This is a genomic window from Streptomyces sp. NPDC097595, assembly GCF_044761525.1.
Classification (GTDB): domain Bacteria; phylum Actinomycetota; class Actinomycetes; order Streptomycetales; family Streptomycetaceae; genus Streptomyces; species Streptomyces drozdowiczii_A.
On the sequence record NZ_JBIWCN010000018.1, the window covers coordinates 147,526 to 166,915 of the forward strand.

The following is a 19,390-nucleotide window of genomic DNA, read 5'->3' on the forward strand; positions in this document are numbered from 1 at the left end:
GCCATGAACACGACGACGCCGGAGAGTGTCCCGGCGCGCTGACTGATGACCAGTCCGAAAGCCCCGGGGCGAGTGCCCCGGGGCTTTCGCGTGGGGTCGCTCGCCCTTCCCACGCGAGGAGACCGCCATGCAGACCACCGCAGACTCGGCCGCGAGCTGGAGCTGTTCGACACCGACCCGCTGATCGGCGCGGGGCTCCCCTACTGGCTGCCGGACGGGGCGGAGCTGCGGCACACCCTGGAGGAGTACGTCCGGGGCGCCGAGCGGCGGGCGGGCTACCGCCATGTGTACTCGCCGGTGCTCGGCAAACGGGAGCTGTACGAGCGCTCGGGGCACTGGGCGCACTACAGCGACGACATGTTCCCGCCGATGGACCTGGGTGAGGGGCAGCAGCTGGTGCTGCGGCCCAGCCTGTGCCCGCACCACGCGGTGATCTACCGCTCCCGGGCGCACAGCTACCGCGAACTGCCGCTGCGGATGGCGGAGCTGGGCGGGATGTACCGCGCGGAGCTGTCCGGGGTGCTCGGCGGGCTGACCCGGGTGCGCTCCATCCAGCTGAACGACGCGCACATCTTCTGCACCGTGGAACAGGTCGCCGGCGAGGCGCGCGGCGCGCTCGACATGATCCTCCGGGCGTACGGGGCACTGGGCATCCGCGCCGCCCGCTTCCGGCTCTCGCTGCCGGGGCCGGGCGGCAAGTACGTCGCGGCGCCGGAGCTGTGGCGGCGTTCGACCGCGCTGCTGACCGAGGTGCTGGAGGCGTCGGGGCTGCCGTACGAGGCGGCGGAGGGCGAGGCCGCGTTCTACGGGCCGAAGATCGACGTCCAGGTCGAGGACGCGGCGGGACGCGAGTTCACCCTGTCCACCGTGCAGGTCGACTTCCACCAGCCGGAGCGCTTCGACCTCCACTACATCGGGGAGGACGGGGCGAAGCACCGCCCCGTCATGGTGCACCGGAGCATCATCGGCAGCGTCGAGCGGGCCGTGGCCCACCTCATCGAGCAGCACGGCGGCGCCTTCCCGGCCTGGCTCGCCCCGAAACAGCTGGCCGTCCTGCCGGTGTCCGACGCCGAACTCCCGGACGCGGAGGCGCTGGCCGCACGGTGCGCCGAACTGGGGCTGCGCGCGGAGATCAGCGGCCATGGGCGCGGCAGCCTGGGCGCCCGGATCCGCGAGGCCCGGCTGGTGCCGTACCAGGTGGTGATCGGCGCGGCGGAGGCGGCCGACGGGCTGGTCGCCCTCCGCCTGCGCGACGGCCGCCGGCTCGCCCCCATGCCGGCCGGCGACGCGCTGTCCCGGATCGCCGCGCTGACCGCCGCGCACAGCACCGCGCTGTGGGACGGGGAGGCGGAGGGTCAATACAGCTAGGCCGCGTCCGGCGCCGCCTCCGCCCTCGGTGCGTCGCCCCCCTCCCGCCCGGGGCCCAGCGCCCCGGCCAGCGTCGCCGCCAGGGCCACCAGGGCCAGGACCACGGTCATCGTGAGGCGCAGGCCGATGTGGTCGGCGAGGAAGCCGAGGGCGGGCGGGCCGACCAGGAAGGCGCCGTAGCCCGCCGTGGAGACCGCGGCCACCCGGGTGGCGGCGTCCGTCGGATGGTCGCCCGCGGCGGACACCGTGACCGGGAAGCCGAGCGAGGCGCCGAGCCCCCACAGCACCGTGGCTGCGCCCGCCATCAGGGGGCTCGGGGCGACGATGACCACCGCCAGGCCCAGTGCGGCGGTCAGGCCGCTGATCCGGACGACCAGCGCCCGGCCGAACCGCTCCAGGAAGGGGCCGCCGGCGAGCCGGCCCAGGGTCATCGAGGCGGCGAAGACCAGGAAGGTCAGCGAGCCCTCCGTGGGGCTCACGTCGTACCCGTCGACCATGAGCAGCGGCAGCCAGTCGTTGGCGGCGCCCTCCGCGAAGGCCATGGCCAGCACGATCACGCCGATGAGGACGAGCTGGCGGTCGCGCCATACGTGCAGCTGGCCTCGGAGGCCGCCCTGCCCGGAGCCGGCGGCCGGTGCGTCCTCCTTGCCGGTGCCGGGCGGGATGGCGAGGACCGCCCGCGCACCGGCCGCGGCGATCAGTACCGCGACGAGTGTCAGATGCCGGCCGACGGGGAACGCGGCCGCCGTCAGCGCCATGCCGAGGAGCGCCCCGACGACGGTGCCCAGGCTGAAGCAGCCGTGCAGCACCGGCAGGACGGGCCGGCCGATGGCGCTCTCGACGGCGGCGCCCTCGATGTTGAACGCCACCTCGCTCATCCCCATCCCACCGCCGAACAGGGCCAGCCCCGCGAAGACCACGGCGGCGAGCGAGAGGGCGGTGCCGGCGGCGACGACCAGCAGCCCGGCGACGATCAGGGCGACCCCGCCGAGGATCGTCGTCCGGCCCCCGTGGCGCCGCACCAGCGGCCCGGACGCCATGACACCGGCCATGGAACCGGTGGAGAGCCCGAACAGCACCAGGCCCATCGTGCCGGTGGACACGTCGAGCCCGTCCCGGACGGCCGGGGTGCGCGCGACCCAGGAGGCCATGCCGGTACCGGCGGCGAGCATGAAGAGGAACAGTGCGGCACGCCAGCGGCGTGTGGCGGCATCCATACAGCGGGGCCTCGTCAGACGGTCGGAAAGGGTGGCGGTGGGAGGAGCGGCGCCCGGAAAGATGACGGGCGCCACGAGCGTACGATCGTACGCCTGGAGTGTACGCTCGTACCCATGACGGACTACTTCGCGGGCGATCCGCGCACGAACCACGAGCGGATGCTCGCCGGAGACCTGTACATCGCGGACGACCCGCAGATCGTCGAGGCCCAGAAGCGGGCCGTGCGGCTGGCCGCCCGCTATCTCGCCGCCTACAGCGAGGACCCGGACGCCGCGCAGCCGGTCGTCGCCGAACTCCTCGGCGGCCTCGGCGCGGGGGCGCACATCCGGCCGCCGCTGTACGTCGACTACGGCTCGTACATCACGGTCGGCGAGGACACGTTCATCAACTACAACCTGACCGCGCTGGACGTCGCGCCGATCACGATCGGCCGCGACTGCCAGATCGGGCCGAACGTCCAGCTGCTCACGCCCACGCATCCGGTGGAGCCGGAGCCCCGCCGCGACAAGCTGGAGGCGGCGCGGCCCATCACGATCGGCGACAATGTCTGGCTCGGCGGCGGGGCGATCGTGCTGGCCGGTGTGACCATCGGGGACAACAGCGTCATCGGCGCGGGAGCCGTCGTCACCAAGGACATCCCCGCCAACGTGGTCGCCGTGGGCAATCCGGCCCGGGTGATCCGTTCGATCTAGACGAGAGACAGGGACCCAGGTGGCGACCGGACGGAACGACCCCGAGCGGCGGGAGCGCATCATCACCGCCGCGCTCGACCTGATCGCGGCCGAGGGGGTCGCCGGGACCTCGCACCGCAAGGTCGCCGCGCGCGCCGGGGTGCCGCTCGGCTCGATGACGTACCACTTCGCCGGTATGGACGAGCTGCTGCGGGAGGCGTTCACCCGCTTCTCCAGCGGTATCGTCGCCGTCTTCGAGGAGCGGCTGGGCGCCGCCACCACGCAGGACGAGGCCCGGGAGGCGGTCGCCGATCTGGTGCACCATCTGTCCGGCGGCAACCAGCGCGAACTGGTCCTCACGCACGAGCTGTACACCCTCGCCGCCCGCAAGCCCGCCTACCGCGAGCTGACCCGCGAGTGGATGCGCCGCAGCCGGGTCGCCCTGGAGTGGCACTTCGACCCGGCGACGGCCCGTCAGCTCGACGCGCTGATCGAGGGCCTTTCCATCCATCGCGCGCTGGAAACCGAACCGCACGACCGTGCCCTGACCGTCGAGGCCATCGCCCGCATCACGCGCGCCTGACGCGCCCCCAGCTCCTGGCCGGCACCCCACCTGACCAAGGTGCCGGCCAGGTCACCTCTCACGCGTCGGCCGCCCGGGCCAGCAGGCAGACCTGGGGCCACCTCGCGCCCGGCGTCGTCAGCCGGGCGGTGAGGGCGAACCCGGCCTCCTCCAGTTGTCCGACAACCCGGTCGGGCGACAGCAGATGGATGGCGTACGCGAATCCACCGGCACGCTTCTCCGAGATGTACGGCTCCCCGTCCCCGGCGTGGAATCCCAGCAGCAGTCGGCCGCCAGGGGCCAGAACGCGGCGGAACTCAGCGAAGAGGGCCGGGAGCCGGTCCGGCGGCGTGTGCAGGATCGACCACCAGGCGACGATTCCGCCGAGACCGTCCTCCGGCAGCCCGAGCGCGTCCATCGAGCCGGTCCCGAAGCGCAGATCCGGGTGGCGGCGCCGGGCGATGTCCACCATGCGCGGGGACACGTCGATGCCGTGGACACTCAGCCCGAGACCGGCCAGATGGGCCGTCACATGGCCCGGCCCGCAGCCGAGATCGGCGACGGGGAGTCCGCCGTCCGTGCGGACCTCCTCCGCGAACGCACCGATCAGAGCGCGCCCGGGCACATCCTCGGCGAAGAGGCCGGGAACGCGCGAGGCGTAGTCCTCGGCAACGGTGTCGTAATAGCCACGGGTCGCGTCGAGTCCGGTCATTCGCGCGAGCCTACGGGGTGGTTGCGCCGCCCGGCGCCGGGTACCCCGCGCTCCCGGGCGGTCACCGTCAGCTCCTGAACCCAAGACCGCGCCGAACTGACCACAGAGCGGGTCAATTGCCGTGCGGCAGACATTATTTGTTGCGCACAGCCCGGTTGGGGCAAGGCTTCCGATGCACACCTCTTGACGTGTCCCGGGTAACGGCGGAAGCATCAACACCCACCGGAGAGCGCTCTCTCGGCGTTCACCGGACCGTTCGTCGCGTCACCCGCACCAAGACCCAGGAGACGTACGTCCATGCACCTTCCCCCCACGGAAGCCCCCACAACACCCCCCACATCCACCTCCACCGCACCATCCCGACGCAAGCGCCGGGGCAGGGCCTTCGGGTTCGCCGCGTTCGCCGTGTCGCTGCTCATGGCCGTCCCCACGGCGCAGACCGCCTTCGGGCAGGACGCGCAGGCCGTCGAGGGCGGTGGCGATCTCGGGCCCAACGTCATGGTGTTCGACCCGTCGACGCCGGACATCCAGGCCAAGGTCGACGATGTCTTCAAGAAGCAGGAGTCGGCCCAGTTCGGCGACGGCCGCTACGCGCTGCTGTTCAAGCCGGGCACGTACGACAACATCAACGCGCAGATCGGCTTCTACACCTCGATCGCCGGTCTCGGGCTGAACCCCGACGACACCACGTTCAACGGTGATGTCACCGTGGACGCGGGCTGGTTCAACGGCAACGCCACGCAGAACTTCTGGCGTTCGGCCGAGAACCTGGCACTGAACCCGGTCAGCGGCACCGACCGCTGGGCGGTCTCGCAGGCCGCGCCGTTCCGCCGGATGCACGTCAAGGGCGGCCTCAACCTCGCGCCCGACGGGTACGGCTGGGCGAGCGGCGGGTACATCGCCGACAGCAAGATCGACGGCCAGGTCGGACCGTACTCGCAGCAGCAGTGGTACACCCGCGACAGCTCCATCGGCAGCTGGGGCAACGGCGTCTGGAACATGACGTTCTCGGGCGTCGAGGGCGCTCCGGCGCAGAGCTTCCCCGAACCGCCGTACACCACACTCGAGAACACCCCGGTCTCGCGCGAGAAGCCGTTCCTCTACCTGGACGGCGACGACTACAAGGTGTTCGTCCCGGCCAAGCGCACCAACGCGCGCGGGGTCTCCTGGGGCAACGGCACCCCGCAGGGCGAGTCCATCCCGCTCGACCAGTTCTACGTGGTGAAGCCGGGCGCGAGCGCGGAGACGATCAACGCGGCGGTGGACCAGGGCCTGCACCTGCTGTTCACGCCCGGGATCTACCACGTCGACCAGACGATCAACATCGACCGCGCGAACACGGTCGTGCTGGGCCTCGGCCTGGCGACGATCATCCCGGACAACGGGGTCACCGCCCTCAAGGTCGGTGACGTGGACGGCGTGAAGCTGGCCGGGCTGCTCATCGACGCCGGCACCACCAACAGCGAATCGCTGGTCGAGGTCGGCCCCGAGGGCGCGTCCGCGAGCCACGCGGACAATCCGACCAGCGTCCAGGACGTGTTCGTCCGGGTCGGCGGCGCGGGTGCCGGCAAGGCGACCACGGGCATGGTGATCAACAGCAACGACACGATCATCGACCACACCTGGCTGTGGCGCGCCGACCACGGCGAGGGCATCGGCTGGGAGACCAACCGCTCCGACTACGGCCTCCAGGTCAACGGCGACAACGTCCTGGCCACCGGGCTGTTCGTGGAGCACTTCAACAAGTACGACGTCCGCTGGTCCGGCGAGAACGGCAAGACGATCTTCTTCCAGAACGAGAAGTCGTACGACGCGCCGAACCAGGACGCCGTGCAGAACGGTGACGTCAAGGGCTTCGCGGCCTACAAGGTGGACGACTCGGTCAACACGCACGAGGGCTGGGGGCTCGGCAGTTACTGCTACTACAACGTCGACCCGAGCATCCGCCAGGACCACGGCTTCGAGGCCCCGGTCAAGGACGGCGTGAAGTTCCACGACCTGATCGTCGTCTCGCTCGGCGGCCAGGGGCAGTACAACCACGTCATCAACGACACGGGTTCGCCGACCTCGGGTACGGACACCGTCCCGTCGCAGGTGGTGTCGTTCCCGTAAGACCGTCAGCAGGTACGGAACTCCGCTCGCCGGAGCCCTGAGTGGGAACGCCCGCCCCGCCGCTCGCGACGGGGCGGGCGTCGTCGCGTCAGGGGCGGCCGCCCGCCATCAGGGACTCGAGTCCGGCGAGACCCTCCAGGATGAACGCGCCCATGCCGCGCACCCCGGTGGTGTCGATCCAGCGCTCGAAGGCGACCTTGAAGACGGCGATCCCCGCCTCGGCCGCCAGACTCGCCGCCGGTTCACTGACGCCGCGTGCCCGCAGGGCCTCCCGCAGCGCCGTGGCGAGCGAGGCGAGCTTGACCAGCTCACGCTCCTGGAGTTCCGCGTTGGCCGTGATGACGCGCTGCCGCTGCCGGGCCTGCTCGCGCCGCTCGTCGAACACGCTCGCGGCCGCCTGGAGCGCCGCCGCCACCGCGTCGATCGGGGGCGCTGACGGAGGAGCCCCTTCCAGGCCGCTCACCAGGCGTTCCCTGAGCAGGGCGGAGCCCGCGAACAGCACCTCGCGCTTGTCGGCGTAGTGCCGGAAGAACGTGCGTTCCGTGAGGCCGGCCCGCTTGGCGATCTCGGTCACCGTCGTCTGCTCGTAACCGCGCTCGCCGTAGAGCTCCATGGCGGCCTGTTCCAGCCTGCCGCGCGCGTTCGGCTCCCATCGACCCATACGGCGAGTCTATGGGATGACAGTCACTGACATCAGAGGTAGGCTTGATGACAGTCGCTGACATCGGGGGTCCGGCCGCGTTTCCCGCCCGCCCGGATCGTCAGCCTGTTCCAGGAGGTTTCCTCATGCGTGTATTCATCACCGGTGCGTCCGGGTGGATCGGTTCCGCTGTCGTCCCCGAGCTCATCGGGGCAGGTCACCAGGTCGTCGGGCTCGCCCGTTCGGACGCCTCGGCCGAGGCGCTGGCGGCCGCCGGGGCCGAGGTGCGGCGCGGGTCGCTGGACGACCTGGACGTGCTGCGCGAGGCCGCCGCCGAGACGGACGGGGTCGTCCACCTCGCGTTCAAGCACGACATCGCGTTCTCCGGGGACTTCCAGGGCGCCACCGACGCGGACCGGAAGGCCATCGACGCCTTCGGGGACGCGCTGGCCGGCTCCGGCAAGCCCTTCGTCATCGCGTCCGGGCTCCTCGGGCTGGCCCCCGGCCGGGTCGCGACCGAGGAGGACGGACAGAGCGCCGCCCCGGGCGCGCCCGCCGGGGGCCCGGGCGGCCGCCAGGACAACGCGCGGGCGACGATCGCCCTCGCCTCCCGGAACGTCCGCTCGTCCGTCGTCCGGCTGCCCCCGACGGTCCACGGCGACGGGGACCAGGGCTTCATGGCCGCCCTCGTCGCCACCGCCCGCGCCAAGGGCGTCTCCGGCTACGTCGGCGACGGCTCCCAGCGCTGGCCGGCCGCCCACCGCGCGGACGCCGCGCACCTGTTCCGGCTGGCCCTGGAGCAGGCCCCCGCCGGCTCCACGCTGCACGCGGCGGCCGAGGAGGGCGTCGCGCTGCGGTCCGTCGCCGAGACCATCGGCCGCCACCTCGGCGTCCCCGCGGCCTCCGTCGCCCCCGAGGACGCGGCCGCCCACTTCACCTGGCTGGGCGGCATGGTGAGCCTCGACTCCCCCGCCTCCAGCGCCCTGACCCGCGAACGCTTCGGCTGGAAGCCGGCCGAGCCCGGGCTCATCCAGGACCTGGACGAGGGGCACTACTTCGGCACGCCGGCCGCGTAACGCGTCACCCCACCGCCCTCACTGGTCGCGGCGGTGCACCGCGCGCCACGGCAGAGTGCCTTCGCCCGAACCGGCGCGCCTACAGCCAGCCCTTCTCCCGGGCCATGCGGACCGCCTCGGCGCGGTTGCGGGCGGCCAGTTTCTGGATGGCCGTGGAGAGGTAGTTGCGGACGGTGCCCTGGGAGAGGTGGAGGGAGGCGGCGATCTCCGCGTTGGTCGAGCCGTCCGCGGCGGTGCGCAGGACCTCGCGTTCGCGGTCGGTGAGCGGGTTCGCGCCGTCGGCGAGGGCGGCGGCCGCGAGGCCGGGGTCGATGACGCGTTCGCCGGCGAGCACCTTGCGTACCGCTTCGGCGAGCTGGGACGCGGGGGCGTCCTTGACCAGGAAGGCGTCGGCGCCCGACTCCATGGCGCGGCGCAGATAGCCGGGCCGGCCGAAGGTCGTGACGACCACGACCTTCACGTCCGGCAGGGCCTCGCGGAGCCGGGCCGTCGCCTCGATCCCGGTCATGCCGGGCATCTCGATGTCCAGGAGGGCGACGTCGATGCCGTGTTCCCGGGCCGCCGCCAGGACCTCGTCGCCCCGGGCGACCTGGGCGACCACCTCGATGTCCGGTTCCAGGCCCAGGAGCGCCGCCAGGGCCTCGCGCACCATGGACTGGTCCTCCGCGAGGAGAAGTCTGATCATGCTCATTCCGCGGATCCTAGGCCGGATTCGAACGGAACGCTGAGGACCATGGTGAAGCCTTTGCCGGAACGGGGCTGGGTGGCCCGGGTCGTGAGGGTGCCGTCCACGGAGGCGAGGCGTTCGGTGAGCCCGGTGAGGCCGTTGCCGGGCGTGGTCCCGGCGGCGCCCCGGCCGTCGTCGGCGACGGTCAGTTCGAGCACCCGCCCGTCCAGCGTCTGGCGGGGCGTCAGGGTCACCGTGCAGCGGCGCGCACCACTGTGGCGTACGACATTGGTGACCGCTTCCCGCAGCCCCCAGGCGAGCACCTCCTCCGCCTTCTCGGGCAGCCCGTCGGGGACGTCCGCCGGGATGTCGGCGTCGACTCCGGCGGCGGCCAGCGCGGTGCGGGCTCCGGCCAGTTCGCCGGGGAGGGTCGGCCGGCGGTATCCGGTGACAGCACTGCGTACGTCCACCAGGGCCTGGCGGCTGACCTGTTCGATGTCCGCGACCTGGGCGGCCGCCAGCTCGGGCCGGTCGGGGAGCATCCGGCCGGCCAGCTCGCTCTTGAGGGTGATCAGCGAGAGGGAGTGGCCGAGCAGGTCGTGCAGGTCGCGGGCGAGGCGCAGGCGCTCCTCGTTGGCGGCGAGCTGCGCGACGGTGGCCCGGGCCTCCCGCAGCTGGATCGTGGTGCGGATCATCTGCCGGATGCCGGTCATCGCGAATCCGCCGAGCAGAGCCGGGAAGGCCAGCGCGGTGGTGATCTCCCTGGGGTGTTCGCCGGTCAGGCCGATGGCGATCAGGACAGCGGTGACGACCGGAATCAGCCAGCGGGCGATCGACAGGGGCAGGGTGGCGCCGACGGAGACGGAGACGTACACGAACAGGACCAGCCACGGGGTGCCCAGCGTCAGGGACAGCACGACGGCCAGGGTGCCGAGGAAGGCGATCGCGGAGCGGACCCGGACCGGGTCGAGCGCCTTCGACGTGTGCCGGTAGACCAGGATCAGATAGCTGCCGACGAACACCAGGAGACCGAAGGTGCCCAGCGCGGTGGCCCAGGGCGTGTGGTGGCCGTCCAGGAGGTCCTTGACCGGCGCACTCATGAAGGCCAGCCAGATCCCGATCCACAGGGCCTTGAGCCTCATCTGCCTGCGGTGCTCCGGTGGGCTCCCGATCCCCACGGACGTCTCGTCCTCGTTCACGCCTTCAACGTGTCCTTCCGGTAGAGCCAGGCCGCGCCGCCCGCGAAGAGCAGGAAGTAGGCACAGAGGACGGCGACGTCCTTGGCGTGCGGTGCGCCGCCCATTTCGACGGCCTGGCCGAGTGCAGCGTACGCGTGCGTGGGAAGCCACTCGGAGATGTTCTGGAGCCACTGCGGGAAGGTCGCGCTGGGCATCCAGAGGCCGCCGAGGATGGAGAGGCCGAAGTAGATGATCATCGTGATCGGGCGGACCGCGTCACCGCTGGCGACGTAGCCGATGGCGACGCCGAGCGCGGCGAAGACCAGGGAGCCGGCCCAGATGACGCCGGTCAGCGCGAACCACTGCCAGAGGTCGAAGCGGACGTGTTTGACCGAGGCGGCGACGAGGAAGACCACGACGATGCACGGCAGGGTGACCATGGCGGCGCTGGCGATCTTCGCCAGGACGTAACCCCGGCCGGGCAGCGCGGTCAGCCGCAGTTGACGCACCCAGCCCTTCTCGCGCTCCTTGGCGATGCGCTCGCTGTTGCCCATGAGGACGGCGGTCAGCGCACCGAAGGAGGCCATGGAGACCATGAAGAAGGACTGGAGGGTGAGATTTGTGTGCGGGATCTTGTCGGTGTCGTTCTGGGTGCCGGAGATCAGCAGGTAGATCACCGACGGGTAGATGACCGAGAAGAACATGAACTTCTTGTTCCGCAGAGTCCGGGTGACTTCGAGCCGGATGAGGGTGTTCATGCGGTCTTGGCCTCCTCGGCCTCGGTGATGGCGACGAAGGCCTGCTCCAGGCCGAGTCCGGCGACTTCCAGCTCGCGCGGGTAGAGGCCGAGGCCGTAGACCGCGTGCACGGTCGCGTCGGCGTTGTGGGACTGGATGCGCACCCGCCGGCCGTTGACGTCGAGCGAGGCGAGGAACGGCAGTGCGCGCAGGGCCGACTGGTCGATCGCGCCCTCCAGCTCGAAGGAGATCCTGCGCGCCCCGGCCTTCGCCTTGATCTCGGCTGCGGTGCCGTCGGCGAGGAGGCGGCCCTTGTGCAGGACCAGGACGCGGTCGGCGATCGCGTCGGCCTCTTCCAGGTAGTGAGTGGCGAACAGGACGGTACGGCCCTGCTCGGCCTGCTCGCGCATGGTGGCCCAGAACGCCTGGCGGGCGGTGACGTCCATGCCGGTCGTAGGCTCGTCCAGGACGATGAGGTCGTTGGCGCCGGCGGTGGCGAGCGCGAACCGTACGCGCTGCTCCTGGCCGCCGGAGAGCTTGTTGACCATCCGGCCGGCGATCGACGCGATGCCCGCCCGGGCCAGCACCTCGCCGACCGGGTGGGGGCGCGGGTGCAGATCGCAGGCCAGCCGGACCAGTTCCTCGACGGTGACGTCCTCCATCAGGCCGCCGCTCTGGAGCATGGCGCCGACCCGGCCGGCCTTGATGGCCTCCTGCGGGGTCGTGCCGAAGAGGCTGACCGTGCCCGAGTCGGCGGTGCGCAGGCCGAGGAGGAGGTCGAGGGTGGAGGACTTGCCGGCGCCGTTGGGGCCGAGGAGGGCCACGGTCTCGCCGGGATGCAGGTCGAGGGTGAGCCCGTCGACGGCGCGTACGTCCCCGTAGACCTTGCTGACCTGGTCGAAGCTGACCACCGCGGTCCTCGTCGCGGTCGCTCCGGTGGCTGTCGTTGTCATGCGTCCAGCCTGGCGGAACGAGGGGTGCGCGCGGCAGGGTCAGCGGTCGTGGATCCGGGATGACAGATGTCATGTGCCGGGGATGACGGGTGTACGGGGACGGGGCGCGGGGAAGCCGCCGCCTCGCCCCGGGTCCGTTTTCACCCGTTTACGCCGCCGCCCCCGGCCGGGGTCCGGTCGGGGGCGGGAGCACGGGGTGCGGGGCGGGTCAGCCGTTGCCGTCGAGGTCGATGGTGACCGTGCGCTCGGCCGGGGTCTTCCCCATCAGCGCGCCCTTCATGGCGAAGGCCACGTCGTCCGCGCTCAGCTGGTGCTTCTTGCCGTCGCCCTTGGTGATCATGATGCCGTCGAAGACACCGGCGCAGAGCCGGTCGATCGCTTCCTTGTCGTAGACGTCGACCAGCTTCCCGTCGACCGCCTTCATCGACAGGATCTGCGGCAGCGACTTCGCCGGGCCGAACGGGATCTCCTTGCCACCGGCCCGGATGGTGATCAGGCCGGACATCGCGGGCTCCGCGAACTCCTTCATCGCCCGGTCCAGTTCGGCCTGGCTGATGGTGGGTTCCTTGGTGACGACGGGCAGTTGGACGGCCCTGGCGGTGCCGGTCTCGACCTGGGCGCGGTAGGCGTCCCGGACGGAGCCCATCGACTTGTTGACGTCGATCGCCTTGCCGGCCTTGCCCGGTACGGCGACGGCCTTGCCCGGCTCGAACTTGACGGTGCCGTCCTTCGCGGTGCCCGAGCCGCCGGCCAGGTCCTGGAGCGCGACGCCCAGCTTCTCCTCGTCCACCGGGAAGACCGGCTCGACGGTCCGCTCGCCGCCGAAGAGCGAGCCGATGACGGAGACCGGGTTGTAGTCGCTGCCGGCCGCGGCGCGCACGGTGGCCTGACTGTCCAGGGAGAGCCCGGCCTTGTCCGGGGCGAGCTCCGTCTCCTTGCCGTCCACGGTCAGCTTGAGCGGGCTCGCGGCACGCTTGGCGAGCGCGGCGTCCAGCTTCTCGACGCCGTCCTCCTTCGTGCCGCCGCCGATGTCGACGCCGAGGACCGTGGTGCCCTTGGGTACGTCGGAGTGGTTCATCAGGAGTCCGGCGCCGTACGCGACACCGAGCAGGCAGACGACCGCCACACCGAGCAGGACCAGCTTCGAGCGGCCCTTCTTGGCGGGCGCGGGCTTCGGCGCGGGCTTGGCCGCGGCGGCGGCCGGCTTCGGCGCCGCGCTTCCGGGGCCGCCCGGTCCACCGGGCCCACCGGGTCCACCGGGGCCGGTGCCCATCGGGTCGCCCGGGACGTTCCGGCCGCCGGGCACGACGAGGATGCCGCTGTTCAGCGTGTCACCCGAGACGTTGCCGCCGGGGCCGCCCGGGGGCGGGGCGAACTGCGGGGTGAGGACGGCGGTGTCGTCGGACATACGCGGCGGCACGCCGCCCTGCCCGGGGCCGCCCGTGTTCAGCGGACCGGGGCCCGGCGGGAAGGGGCCGGGGCCGTCGAGGTTCGGGGTGAGCGGCGAGGTGCCGGCGGCCGGGCCCGTGGTGGGGCCGGCCGGGCCGGGGGTACGGACGCCCAGGTCGGGGGTGGAACGCGGGCCGCCCGGGCCGTCACCGGGGCCCTCCGGGAAGTCGCGCTGCGGCCCGTCCGAGAAGTACGGCAGGTCGGTACGGGGACCGGAGGGCGGGGAGACACGGCCGGGACCGCCGGGACCAGCAGGACCGCCGGCACCAACGGGGCCGCCGGGCCCACCCGTAACACCAGGACCACCGGGGCCGCCAGGCCCACCCGTAACACCAGCACCGCCAGGACCACCAGCACCGCCCGGGCCACCGGGCCCAGCCGGAGCACCCGGCCCACCCGCAGCCGGCGCCGCGAATCCCGCGCCGTCCGTGTCGCCGGGGCCGCCGCCCGTCGTCGGCTTCGCGGCCGCCGGAGGCTTGCGCGGGGCGAACCAGTCGCTGCCGCTCTTCTCCTTGGCCGGCTTCTCGGACTCCGCCGGTCCCGTGTCCTCGCCGGCGTCCGCGGCCGGTGCCTGGGGCGTCTGCGGTGCACCGCCCGGCGCGGACGCGCCCGGGCGCGGGGTCGAGCCGGTGCGCTCGCCCTCGCCCTCGGCGTCGCTCATGGGCGTACGCATGACAACAGGCGGGATGGGGCGCGAGCCCGGGATGTTGATCCGGATGCGCGTCGTCAGCGTCGTCTCGGTCTTCGGCTCTTCCGGCCGGTCCGGCTCGCCGGGCACCTGAGACCCTTCCGAGGCATCCTGCGACGGATACTGGCGGGATCCGTACGGCGGCGTACCCGAGGGGTACGCGGCTCCGCCGCGACCCTGGGGCCCGGAGGACGAACTGTCAGTTTCACGACTCAAAGCAGGTTCTCCCGATTGGCTCCGCCGCCCGCACTTCCCCCGTGCCACAGCCCGGGCGCGCGAACCACCATACTGGCCGCCGCCGGTACACACCCCGCGACCGGGGGAAACGACTGCGCACCCCCCGGACGGGCAGGGGGCATTACGGGATCGGACGGAGCACATTACTTGGCAGGTCGGCGGCTTTCGGCCCGCTGCCCGGACGATCGCGGCATGGTGGCGCAGATCACAGCGATGGCCATTCCGCCCAGCATGAAGAGGCCGAGGCCGAGCGCGTCACCGAAGACATAGTCCCCTTCGGGCCGCCCGCTGAGCAGAAAGACGACCGAAATCAGCCATCCCGCCGCCGGTGCCACGGCTCCCGGCTGGGTGCCCATCAGCGTGCGCCCGCCGTAGAAGAGGCCGGCCGCCGCCGCCAGGGCGATGAGTAGCCCGCCGGGGAACCAGGCGGGCTGGACGAGTGTTCCGGCGATGCCCACGACGGCGCCGAGGACGGCGAGCCCGAACAGGGCGGCGATCCGGGCGGGGTTGAGGGGAGCGGCCAGACCACTGGCCGGAATGTCCTTCTTCTGCGCGTCCGTCCTGCTGCCGCCGGCGCGCGCCCTGCTGCTGCCGCTCATCGGTCCGCCCCCGGCACACCCGCGAAGAGGTCCCGCTCGCGTTCGCCCGCCGGGGCGCCCGGCGTGCCGCTGACCAACTCGTAGTACTCCGTGGTGAACACGGGCTGCCCCAGGTCGTTCGACAGGGCGAACCAGGGCCCCTGGACGGCGATCTGGGTGGCGTGCGCCCGCATCGCGGCGGTCTTCGCCTCCTCGTGTCCGACGCCGTCGATCACGGTGGTGATCCGGTCGTCGTCCACCACACCCGGTACGTCGCCGATCTCGGCGATCCCCGGGAACGCGTCCGGGGCCTCGGCGCGCAGCGCGGCGAACCCCTCCTCGGCGACCGTGCGCGGCACCCGGTTCCAGTAGACCTTCGCGACGGTGTGCGGGGCGCCGGAGCCGGGGCGGTACGCGGCGTCGGCGGCCAGCTCCGCGGCGCGGGTGGCGACGCGGTGGGCCTGGATGTGGTCGGGGTGCCCGTAGCCCCCGTCGGGGTCGTACGTGACGAGGACCTGGGGGCGCACCTCGCGGATGACGCCGGCGAGGTGCCCGGCGGCCTCGTCGAGGTCGGCCGACCAGAAGGCGCCGGGGCGGCGGTTCTGCTCGGCGCCCATCATCCCGGAGTCCCGGTAGCGGCCGGGGCCGCCGAGGAAGCGGTGGTCGGTGACGCCCAGCTCCTTCATGGCCGCCGCCAGTTCGCCGCTGCGGTACGGGCCCAGGGCGTCGTCGCGGTCGGCGGCGAGGTGGGCGAGGGCGGGCGGGATGATCTCGCCCTCCTCGCCGAGCGTGCAGGTCACCAGCGTGACCAGGGCGCCCTCGGCCGCGTACCTGGCCATGGTGGCGCCGTTGTTGATCGACTCGTCGTCCGGGTGCGCGTGCACCAGGAGCAGCCGCCGGGCGGGAAGGTCCGTCATGGGACCAGCCTACGAGCCCGCGGGACGGCCGCCCGCCTACGGGTGACCGGGTCAGAACTTGATGCCGCCGATCATGCCCGCCACATTCGTGGTCAGCTCGGAGATGGTGGGCGCGATGGACGAACTGGCGAGATAGAAACCGAGCAGCGCGCAGACGACCGCATGTCCTCCCTTCAGTCCGGACTTCCGGATCAGCAGGAAGACGATGATCGCCAGCAGCACCACCGCCGAAATCGAGAGCGCCACGGCGGTTCACCTCCATCTGTACGGTCGGGACGGGCAGCACGCATGGAGCCAGCAGGTTCATACCCACCGAGCGCTACGGATCATAACTATCCGTGGCAACGCATTGTTCGGGGCACAGCAGCACGAGGGGCGCACGGACGGGCGCGGCCGATAGGTTCGGCGCATGACTTCGTCAGAGATCACGTTCCCGCTCCAGCTGGCCCGGACCATGAGATTCACCCTCGGGGCGCCGCGTGCGTTCACGGTGTCACCCGACGGTGGACGCGTGGTCTACCTGCGCTCGGGTTCGGGTACGGACCGCTCGGGGCAGCTCTGGGCGCTGGACCTGGACGGGGGCTCCGGGCCGCGAGAACGCCTGGTGGCCGATCCGCAGGCGCTGCTGGGCGGTTCGCGGGAGCGTCTGTCGGCGCAGGAGCGCGCCCGGCGGGAGCGCAGCCGCGAGGGCTCGTCCGGGATCGTGGGCTACGCGCTGGACGGGGCAGCCGAGTTGGCCGCCTTCGCGCTCTCCGGGAAGGTCTACGTGGCCGATCTGGGCGCGGGCACGGCGCGCGCCCTGCCCGTTCCGGGCCCGGCGATCGATCCGCGCCCCTCCCCGGACGGGCGACACGTCGCCTATGTGTCCAAGGGTGCCCTGCGCATGGTCGGGGTGGACGGCGAGGCGGACCGGGCGCTCGCGGAGCCGGAGGACACCCATGTCACGTACGGGCTCGCGGAGTTCATCGCGGCCGAGGAGATGAGCCGCAACCGGGGCTTCTGGTGGTCGCCGGAGTCCGACCGGCTGCTGGTGGCCCGGGCGGACGACAGCCCGGTGCGGCGGTGGTGGATCGCCGACCCCGCGCACCCGGAGCGCCGGCCGGCCGAGGTGGCGTACCCCGCGGCGGGCACGCCCAACGCGGAGGTGGGGCTCCAGGTCGTGGACCTGGACGGCAAGCGCACCGAAGTGGTGTGGGACCGGGCCCGGTTCCCGTATCTGGCGCGGGTGCACTGGTCCTCGTACGGGGCTCCGCTCCTCCTCGTCCAGGCCCGGGACCAGCGGAGCCAGCTGTATCTGGCGGTGGACCCGGAGACCGGGGCGACCCGGACCGTGCACGCGGACGAGGACGCGGTGTGGCTGGAGCTGTTCCCCGGGGTGCCCGCGTGGGCGCCGGACGGGCGGCTCGTGCGGATCACGGACGAGGGCGGGGCGCGGCGGCTCGCGGTCGGCGACCGGACGCTGACCAGGGGACGGCTGCACATCCAGTCGGTGCTGGACATCGGGGACTCCGACGTCCTGGTGTCGGCGTCGGCGGGCGCGGACGCGGCGGAGCCGGAGACCGGCGAGAGCCATGTGTACCGGGTCAACGAGCTGGGCGTGGAGCGGGTCTCCGAGGGCGTCGGCGTGCACACGGCGGTCCGGTCGGGCCGGGTGACGGTGCTGGTCTCGGTGACGCCGGAGGAGCCGGGGTCGACGGCGCGGGTGCTGCGGGACGGCAAGGAGGTCGCCGTCGTGGAGAACCGTGCGGAGCGCCCGGTGCTGACCACGCGGCCGTTGCTCACCGAAGGGGGCGCACGGCGGATTCCGTGCGCCGTGTTGCTCCCCACCGGGTACTCGGAGGCGGATGGTCCGCTTCCGGTTCTCATGGACCCGTACGGCGGGCCGCACGGCCGGCGGGTCGTGGCCGCCCACAATCCGCATCTCACCTCGCAGTGGTTCGCGGACCAGGGATTCGCGGTCGTGGTCGCCGACGGGCGCGGCACGCCGGGCCGTTCACCTGCCTGGGAGAAGGCGGTCAAGGGCAATCTGGCCCTCAGCCTCGACGACCAGGTGGAGGCCCTGCACGCGCTCGCGGAGCGCTTCCCGCTGGATCTGGACCGGGTGGCCATCCGGGGCTGGTCGTTCGGCGGCTTCCTGGCCGGGCTGGCCGCGCTGCGGCGGCCCGACGTCTTCCACGCGGCGGTCGTCGGCGCCCCGGTGACCGACCAGCGGCTCTACGACACCCATTACACCGAGCGCTATCTGGGCGACCCGGCGGAGAGCCCGGAGGTGTACGCGCAGAACTCGCTGGTCACCGACGCGGGCCTGGCACAGGCGGCCGAGCAGGTGCGGCCCATGCTGATCATCCACGGTCTCGCCGACGACAACGTGGTCGTCGCGCACAGCCTCCGGCTGTCCTCGGCGCTGCTCGCCGCGGGCCGGCCGCACGAGGTGCTGCCGCTGAGCGGGGTGACCCATATGACCCCGCAGGAGAAGGTGGCCGAGAACCTGCTGCTGCTCCAGGTGGACTTCCTGAAGCGGTCGCTGGGGCTCTGAGTCACCAGCCGGGCGGCGGCTGCGAGGGCGGCGGGGGCGGGCCGAAGCCGCCGCCCTGCGGGTGTCCGAAGCCGCCGCCCTGCGGGTAGCCGTAGCCGGGCCGCTGTCCGAGGTGCGGGGGCGTGGCCGGCGTGGGGCCCCAGCCCGGGCCGCTGCCGGACCACGGGTCCTGGCCCGGGGCGCGGACCGGTCCCGGCACGGCGAGGGCGATGAGCGCGGCCAGGGCGGCGAGCACCTGGAAGAACGAGCTGAGCAGGCTGAGCTGGAGTTCGGTCGGCAGGTCGCCGAAGTGGTCCAGCATGTCGTAGTGCACGATCCGGACCACCCCGAACACCCCGCCGGGCAGCAGCACCGCCGCGGCCACCAGGCCGAACGGGCGGGCGTGCCGGGCCCGGGACGCGGCGCTGATCCCGGCGAACACGCAGAGCAGGGCGAGCATCACGGTGGCCCAGCCCGGCGGCGGACCGGTCAGATACTGCGCGATCCGGTCACCGCCCACGTACCAGTCGGGGAAGAACTCCGGATCCCGGACGAGCTGGCGGATCTCCCAGGCGATCAGCACCGCCCCGGCCGCGCACAGCGCCAGGAACGTCAGCACGCCCGCGCCGGGGCCGGGCCCGGCCGGCGTCCGCTCGTAGGAGTCGGCGGGCGGGCGGCGGCCCGCTCCGGCGGTGATGATCATCGCGGCGGCCGCGGCGACGGCGACGAAGGCGCAGATCAGGGCCCGTGAGCGCAGGTCGTCGGAGTACGCGGCCTCCATCCGGCGGCTGCCGATGGTCCAGAGTCCGGGGAGCCGCACGGTGAGGGTGACCACCCCGGCGACGACGAGCGCGGACGCGGCGGACGCGGCGCGGAGGGCGGCCACGGCGACGGCCGCGTACACCACGAAGAGGACGAGGTCCGTGCCCGAGGTGGTGGGGGCGGTCCGCATGCGGGTGTCGTACAACCCGGACCAGTACCGCCACAGTTGGCCGAAACCGATCGCATCGACGTCCCGTATCAGCCAGCACGCGACGATCACCGCGAGCACGGCGGACAGGACGGCTCCGGTGACTCTTGCTCCGCGGGTGAGTATCACACCGGCGATACTT

The 19,390-nt window shown here is 72.5% G+C and carries 18 protein-coding genes; 6 read left to right on the forward strand and 12 right to left on the reverse strand.

What is annotated here, in order from left to right; genetic code table 11:
• Positions 1–90: 90 nt before the first annotated feature.
• Positions 91–1,368, forward strand: coding sequence for a threonine--tRNA ligase (thrS, locus tag ACIQZN_RS26035; protein ID WP_403998432.1), 1,278 nt, complete (start codon positions 91–93; stop codon positions 1,366–1,368).
• Here the strand turns inward: thrS and ACIQZN_RS26040 are convergent.
• A complete protein-coding gene (locus ACIQZN_RS26040) occupies positions 1,365–2,585 on the reverse strand; it encodes an MFS transporter (protein ID WP_403998435.1) in 1,221 nt (406 codons plus the stop codon). The genes thrS and ACIQZN_RS26040 overlap by 4 nt on opposite strands.
• A gap of 114 nt (positions 2,586–2,699) precedes the next feature.
• Here ACIQZN_RS26040 and ACIQZN_RS26045 point away from each other — a divergent pair, with 114 nt between their 5' ends.
• Together ACIQZN_RS26045 and ACIQZN_RS26050 are read left to right on the forward strand one after the other, a co-directional pair.
• Positions 2,700–3,278 (forward strand): sugar O-acetyltransferase, encoded by a 579-nt coding sequence (locus ACIQZN_RS26045; RefSeq protein ID WP_403998438.1) that lies wholly within the window; start codon positions 2,700–2,702, stop codon positions 3,276–3,278.
• A 19-nt stretch (positions 3,279–3,297) separates the two neighbouring features.
• On the forward strand, positions 3,298–3,840 hold the full coding sequence (locus ACIQZN_RS26050) for a TetR/AcrR family transcriptional regulator (protein WP_018105467.1): 543 nt from the start codon (positions 3,298–3,300) through the stop codon (positions 3,838–3,840).
• Between the two features lie 58 nt (positions 3,841–3,898).
• On the opposite strand, the gene ACIQZN_RS26055 is transcribed toward ACIQZN_RS26050, so the two are convergent.
• Positions 3,899–4,531, reverse strand: coding sequence for a class I SAM-dependent DNA methyltransferase (locus ACIQZN_RS26055; RefSeq protein WP_403998441.1), 633 nt, complete (start codon positions 4,529–4,531; stop codon positions 3,899–3,901).
• A 297-nt stretch (positions 4,532–4,828) separates the two neighbouring features.
• Between ACIQZN_RS26055 and ACIQZN_RS26060 the strand changes: the two genes are divergently transcribed.
• Entirely contained in the window at positions 4,829–6,643 is a 1,815-nt protein-coding gene (locus tag ACIQZN_RS26060; protein ID WP_403998443.1) for a coagulation factor 5/8 type domain-containing protein, read from the forward strand.
• Between the two features lie 88 nt (positions 6,644–6,731).
• Here ACIQZN_RS26060 and ACIQZN_RS26065 read toward each other — a convergent pair whose 3' ends face one another.
• Entirely contained in the window at positions 6,732–7,304 is a 573-nt protein-coding gene (locus tag ACIQZN_RS26065; RefSeq protein WP_403998446.1) for a TetR/AcrR family transcriptional regulator, read from the reverse strand.
• 125 nt (positions 7,305–7,429) lie between these two features.
• On the opposite strand from ACIQZN_RS26065, the gene ACIQZN_RS26070 reads away from it, so the two are divergent.
• Positions 7,430–8,359 (forward strand): SDR family oxidoreductase, encoded by a 930-nt coding sequence (locus ACIQZN_RS26070; RefSeq protein ID WP_403998449.1) that lies wholly within the window; start codon positions 7,430–7,432, stop codon positions 8,357–8,359.
• Between the two features lie 79 nt (positions 8,360–8,438).
• Here the strand turns inward: ACIQZN_RS26070 and ACIQZN_RS26075 are convergent, their stop codons facing one another.
• From ACIQZN_RS26075 to ACIQZN_RS26110, 8 genes are all read right to left on the reverse strand, one after another.
• Complete coding sequence (locus ACIQZN_RS26075) at positions 8,439–9,050, reverse strand: response regulator transcription factor (protein ID WP_403998452.1); 612 nt, start codon at positions 9,048–9,050, stop codon at positions 8,439–8,441.
• Positions 9,047–10,225: a sensor histidine kinase gene (locus ACIQZN_RS26080; RefSeq protein WP_403998455.1), complete on the reverse strand. Its 1,179-nt coding sequence runs from the start codon at positions 10,223–10,225 to the stop codon at positions 9,047–9,049. Before ACIQZN_RS26080 ends, ACIQZN_RS26075 begins: the two co-directional genes overlap by 4 nt.
• On the reverse strand, positions 10,222–10,962 hold the full coding sequence (locus tag ACIQZN_RS26085) for an ABC transporter permease (protein ID WP_391259193.1): 741 nt from the start codon (positions 10,960–10,962) through the stop codon (positions 10,222–10,224). Before ACIQZN_RS26085 ends, ACIQZN_RS26080 begins: the two co-directional genes overlap by 4 nt.
• The gene (locus tag ACIQZN_RS26090; RefSeq protein ID WP_403998458.1) at positions 10,959–11,894 is read right to left on the reverse strand and encodes an ABC transporter ATP-binding protein; all 936 of its coding nucleotides are present in this window, start codon (positions 11,892–11,894) and stop codon (positions 10,959–10,961) included. The genes ACIQZN_RS26085 and ACIQZN_RS26090 overlap by 4 nt, the downstream gene beginning before the upstream one ends.
• 208 nt (positions 11,895–12,102) lie before the next feature.
• A complete protein-coding gene (locus ACIQZN_RS26095) occupies positions 12,103–14,004 on the reverse strand; it encodes a peptidoglycan binding domain-containing protein (protein WP_403998531.1) in 1,902 nt (633 codons plus the stop codon).
• Between the two features lie 407 nt (positions 14,005–14,411).
• The gene (locus ACIQZN_RS26100; protein ID WP_403998461.1) at positions 14,412–14,867 is read right to left on the reverse strand and encodes a DUF6113 family protein; all 456 of its coding nucleotides are present in this window, start codon (positions 14,865–14,867) and stop codon (positions 14,412–14,414) included.
• On the reverse strand, positions 14,864–15,763 hold the full coding sequence (gene mshB / locus ACIQZN_RS26105) for an N-acetyl-1-D-myo-inositol-2-amino-2-deoxy-alpha-D-glucopyranoside deacetylase (RefSeq protein ID WP_403998464.1): 900 nt from the start codon (positions 15,761–15,763) through the stop codon (positions 14,864–14,866). Before mshB ends, ACIQZN_RS26100 begins: the two co-directional genes overlap by 4 nt.
• Before the next feature lie 51 nt (positions 15,764–15,814).
• On the reverse strand, positions 15,815–16,009 hold the full coding sequence (locus ACIQZN_RS26110) for a hypothetical protein (protein ID WP_018100847.1): 195 nt from the start codon (positions 16,007–16,009) through the stop codon (positions 15,815–15,817).
• A gap of 208 nt (positions 16,010–16,217) precedes the next feature.
• Here ACIQZN_RS26110 and ACIQZN_RS26115 point away from each other — a divergent pair, with 208 nt between their 5' ends.
• Positions 16,218–18,299 carry an alpha/beta fold hydrolase gene (locus ACIQZN_RS26115; RefSeq protein ID WP_403998534.1) on the forward strand — a complete coding sequence of 694 codons (2,082 nt, stop codon included), beginning with the start codon at positions 16,218–16,220 and terminating at the stop codon, positions 18,297–18,299.
• 1 nt (position 18,300) lies between these two features.
• On the opposite strand, the gene ACIQZN_RS26120 is transcribed toward ACIQZN_RS26115, so the two are convergent.
• Complete coding sequence (locus ACIQZN_RS26120) at positions 18,301–19,377, reverse strand: hypothetical protein (RefSeq protein WP_403998467.1); 1,077 nt, start codon at positions 19,375–19,377, stop codon at positions 18,301–18,303.
• Positions 19,378–19,390 lie beyond the last annotated feature (13 nt).

Excerpts from the sequence above, each read along its gene's own strand:
- ACIQZN_RS26040 (WP_403998435.1), bottom strand. The coding sequence starts at position 2,585 with ATGGATGCCGCCACACGCCGCTGGCGTGCCGCACTGTTCCTCTTCATG.
- ACIQZN_RS26100 (WP_403998461.1), bottom strand. The coding sequence starts at position 14,867 with ATGAGCGGCAGCAGCAGGGCGCGCGCCGGCGGCAGCAGGACGGACGCG.
- ACIQZN_RS26055 (WP_403998441.1), bottom strand. The coding sequence starts at position 4,531 with ATGACCGGACTCGACGCGACCCGTGGCTATTACGACACCGTTGCCGAG.
- ACIQZN_RS26090 (WP_403998458.1), bottom strand. The coding sequence starts at position 11,894 with ATGACAACGACAGCCACCGGAGCGACCGCGACGAGGACCGCGGTGGTC.
- ACIQZN_RS26045 (WP_403998438.1), top strand. The coding sequence starts at position 2,700 with ATGACGGACTACTTCGCGGGCGATCCGCGCACGAACCACGAGCGGATG.
- ACIQZN_RS26060 (WP_403998443.1), top strand. The coding sequence starts at position 4,829 with ATGCACCTTCCCCCCACGGAAGCCCCCACAACACCCCCCACATCCACC.
- ACIQZN_RS26085 (WP_391259193.1), bottom strand. The coding sequence starts at position 10,962 with ATGAACACCCTCATCCGGCTCGAAGTCACCCGGACTCTGCGGAACAAG.
- ACIQZN_RS26070 (WP_403998449.1), top strand. The coding sequence starts at position 7,430 with ATGCGTGTATTCATCACCGGTGCGTCCGGGTGGATCGGTTCCGCTGTC.
- ACIQZN_RS26095 (WP_403998531.1), bottom strand. The coding sequence starts at position 14,004 with ATGAGCGACGCCGAGGGCGAGGGCGAGCGCACCGGCTCGACCCCGCGC.
- ACIQZN_RS26075 (WP_403998452.1), bottom strand. The coding sequence starts at position 9,050 with ATGAGCATGATCAGACTTCTCCTCGCGGAGGACCAGTCCATGGTGCGC.
- ACIQZN_RS26115 (WP_403998534.1), top strand. The coding sequence starts at position 16,218 with ATGAGATTCACCCTCGGGGCGCCGCGTGCGTTCACGGTGTCACCCGAC.
- ACIQZN_RS26065 (WP_403998446.1), bottom strand. The coding sequence starts at position 7,304 with ATGGGTCGATGGGAGCCGAACGCGCGCGGCAGGCTGGAACAGGCCGCC.
- mshB (WP_403998464.1), bottom strand. The coding sequence starts at position 15,763 with ATGACGGACCTTCCCGCCCGGCGGCTGCTCCTGGTGCACGCGCACCCG.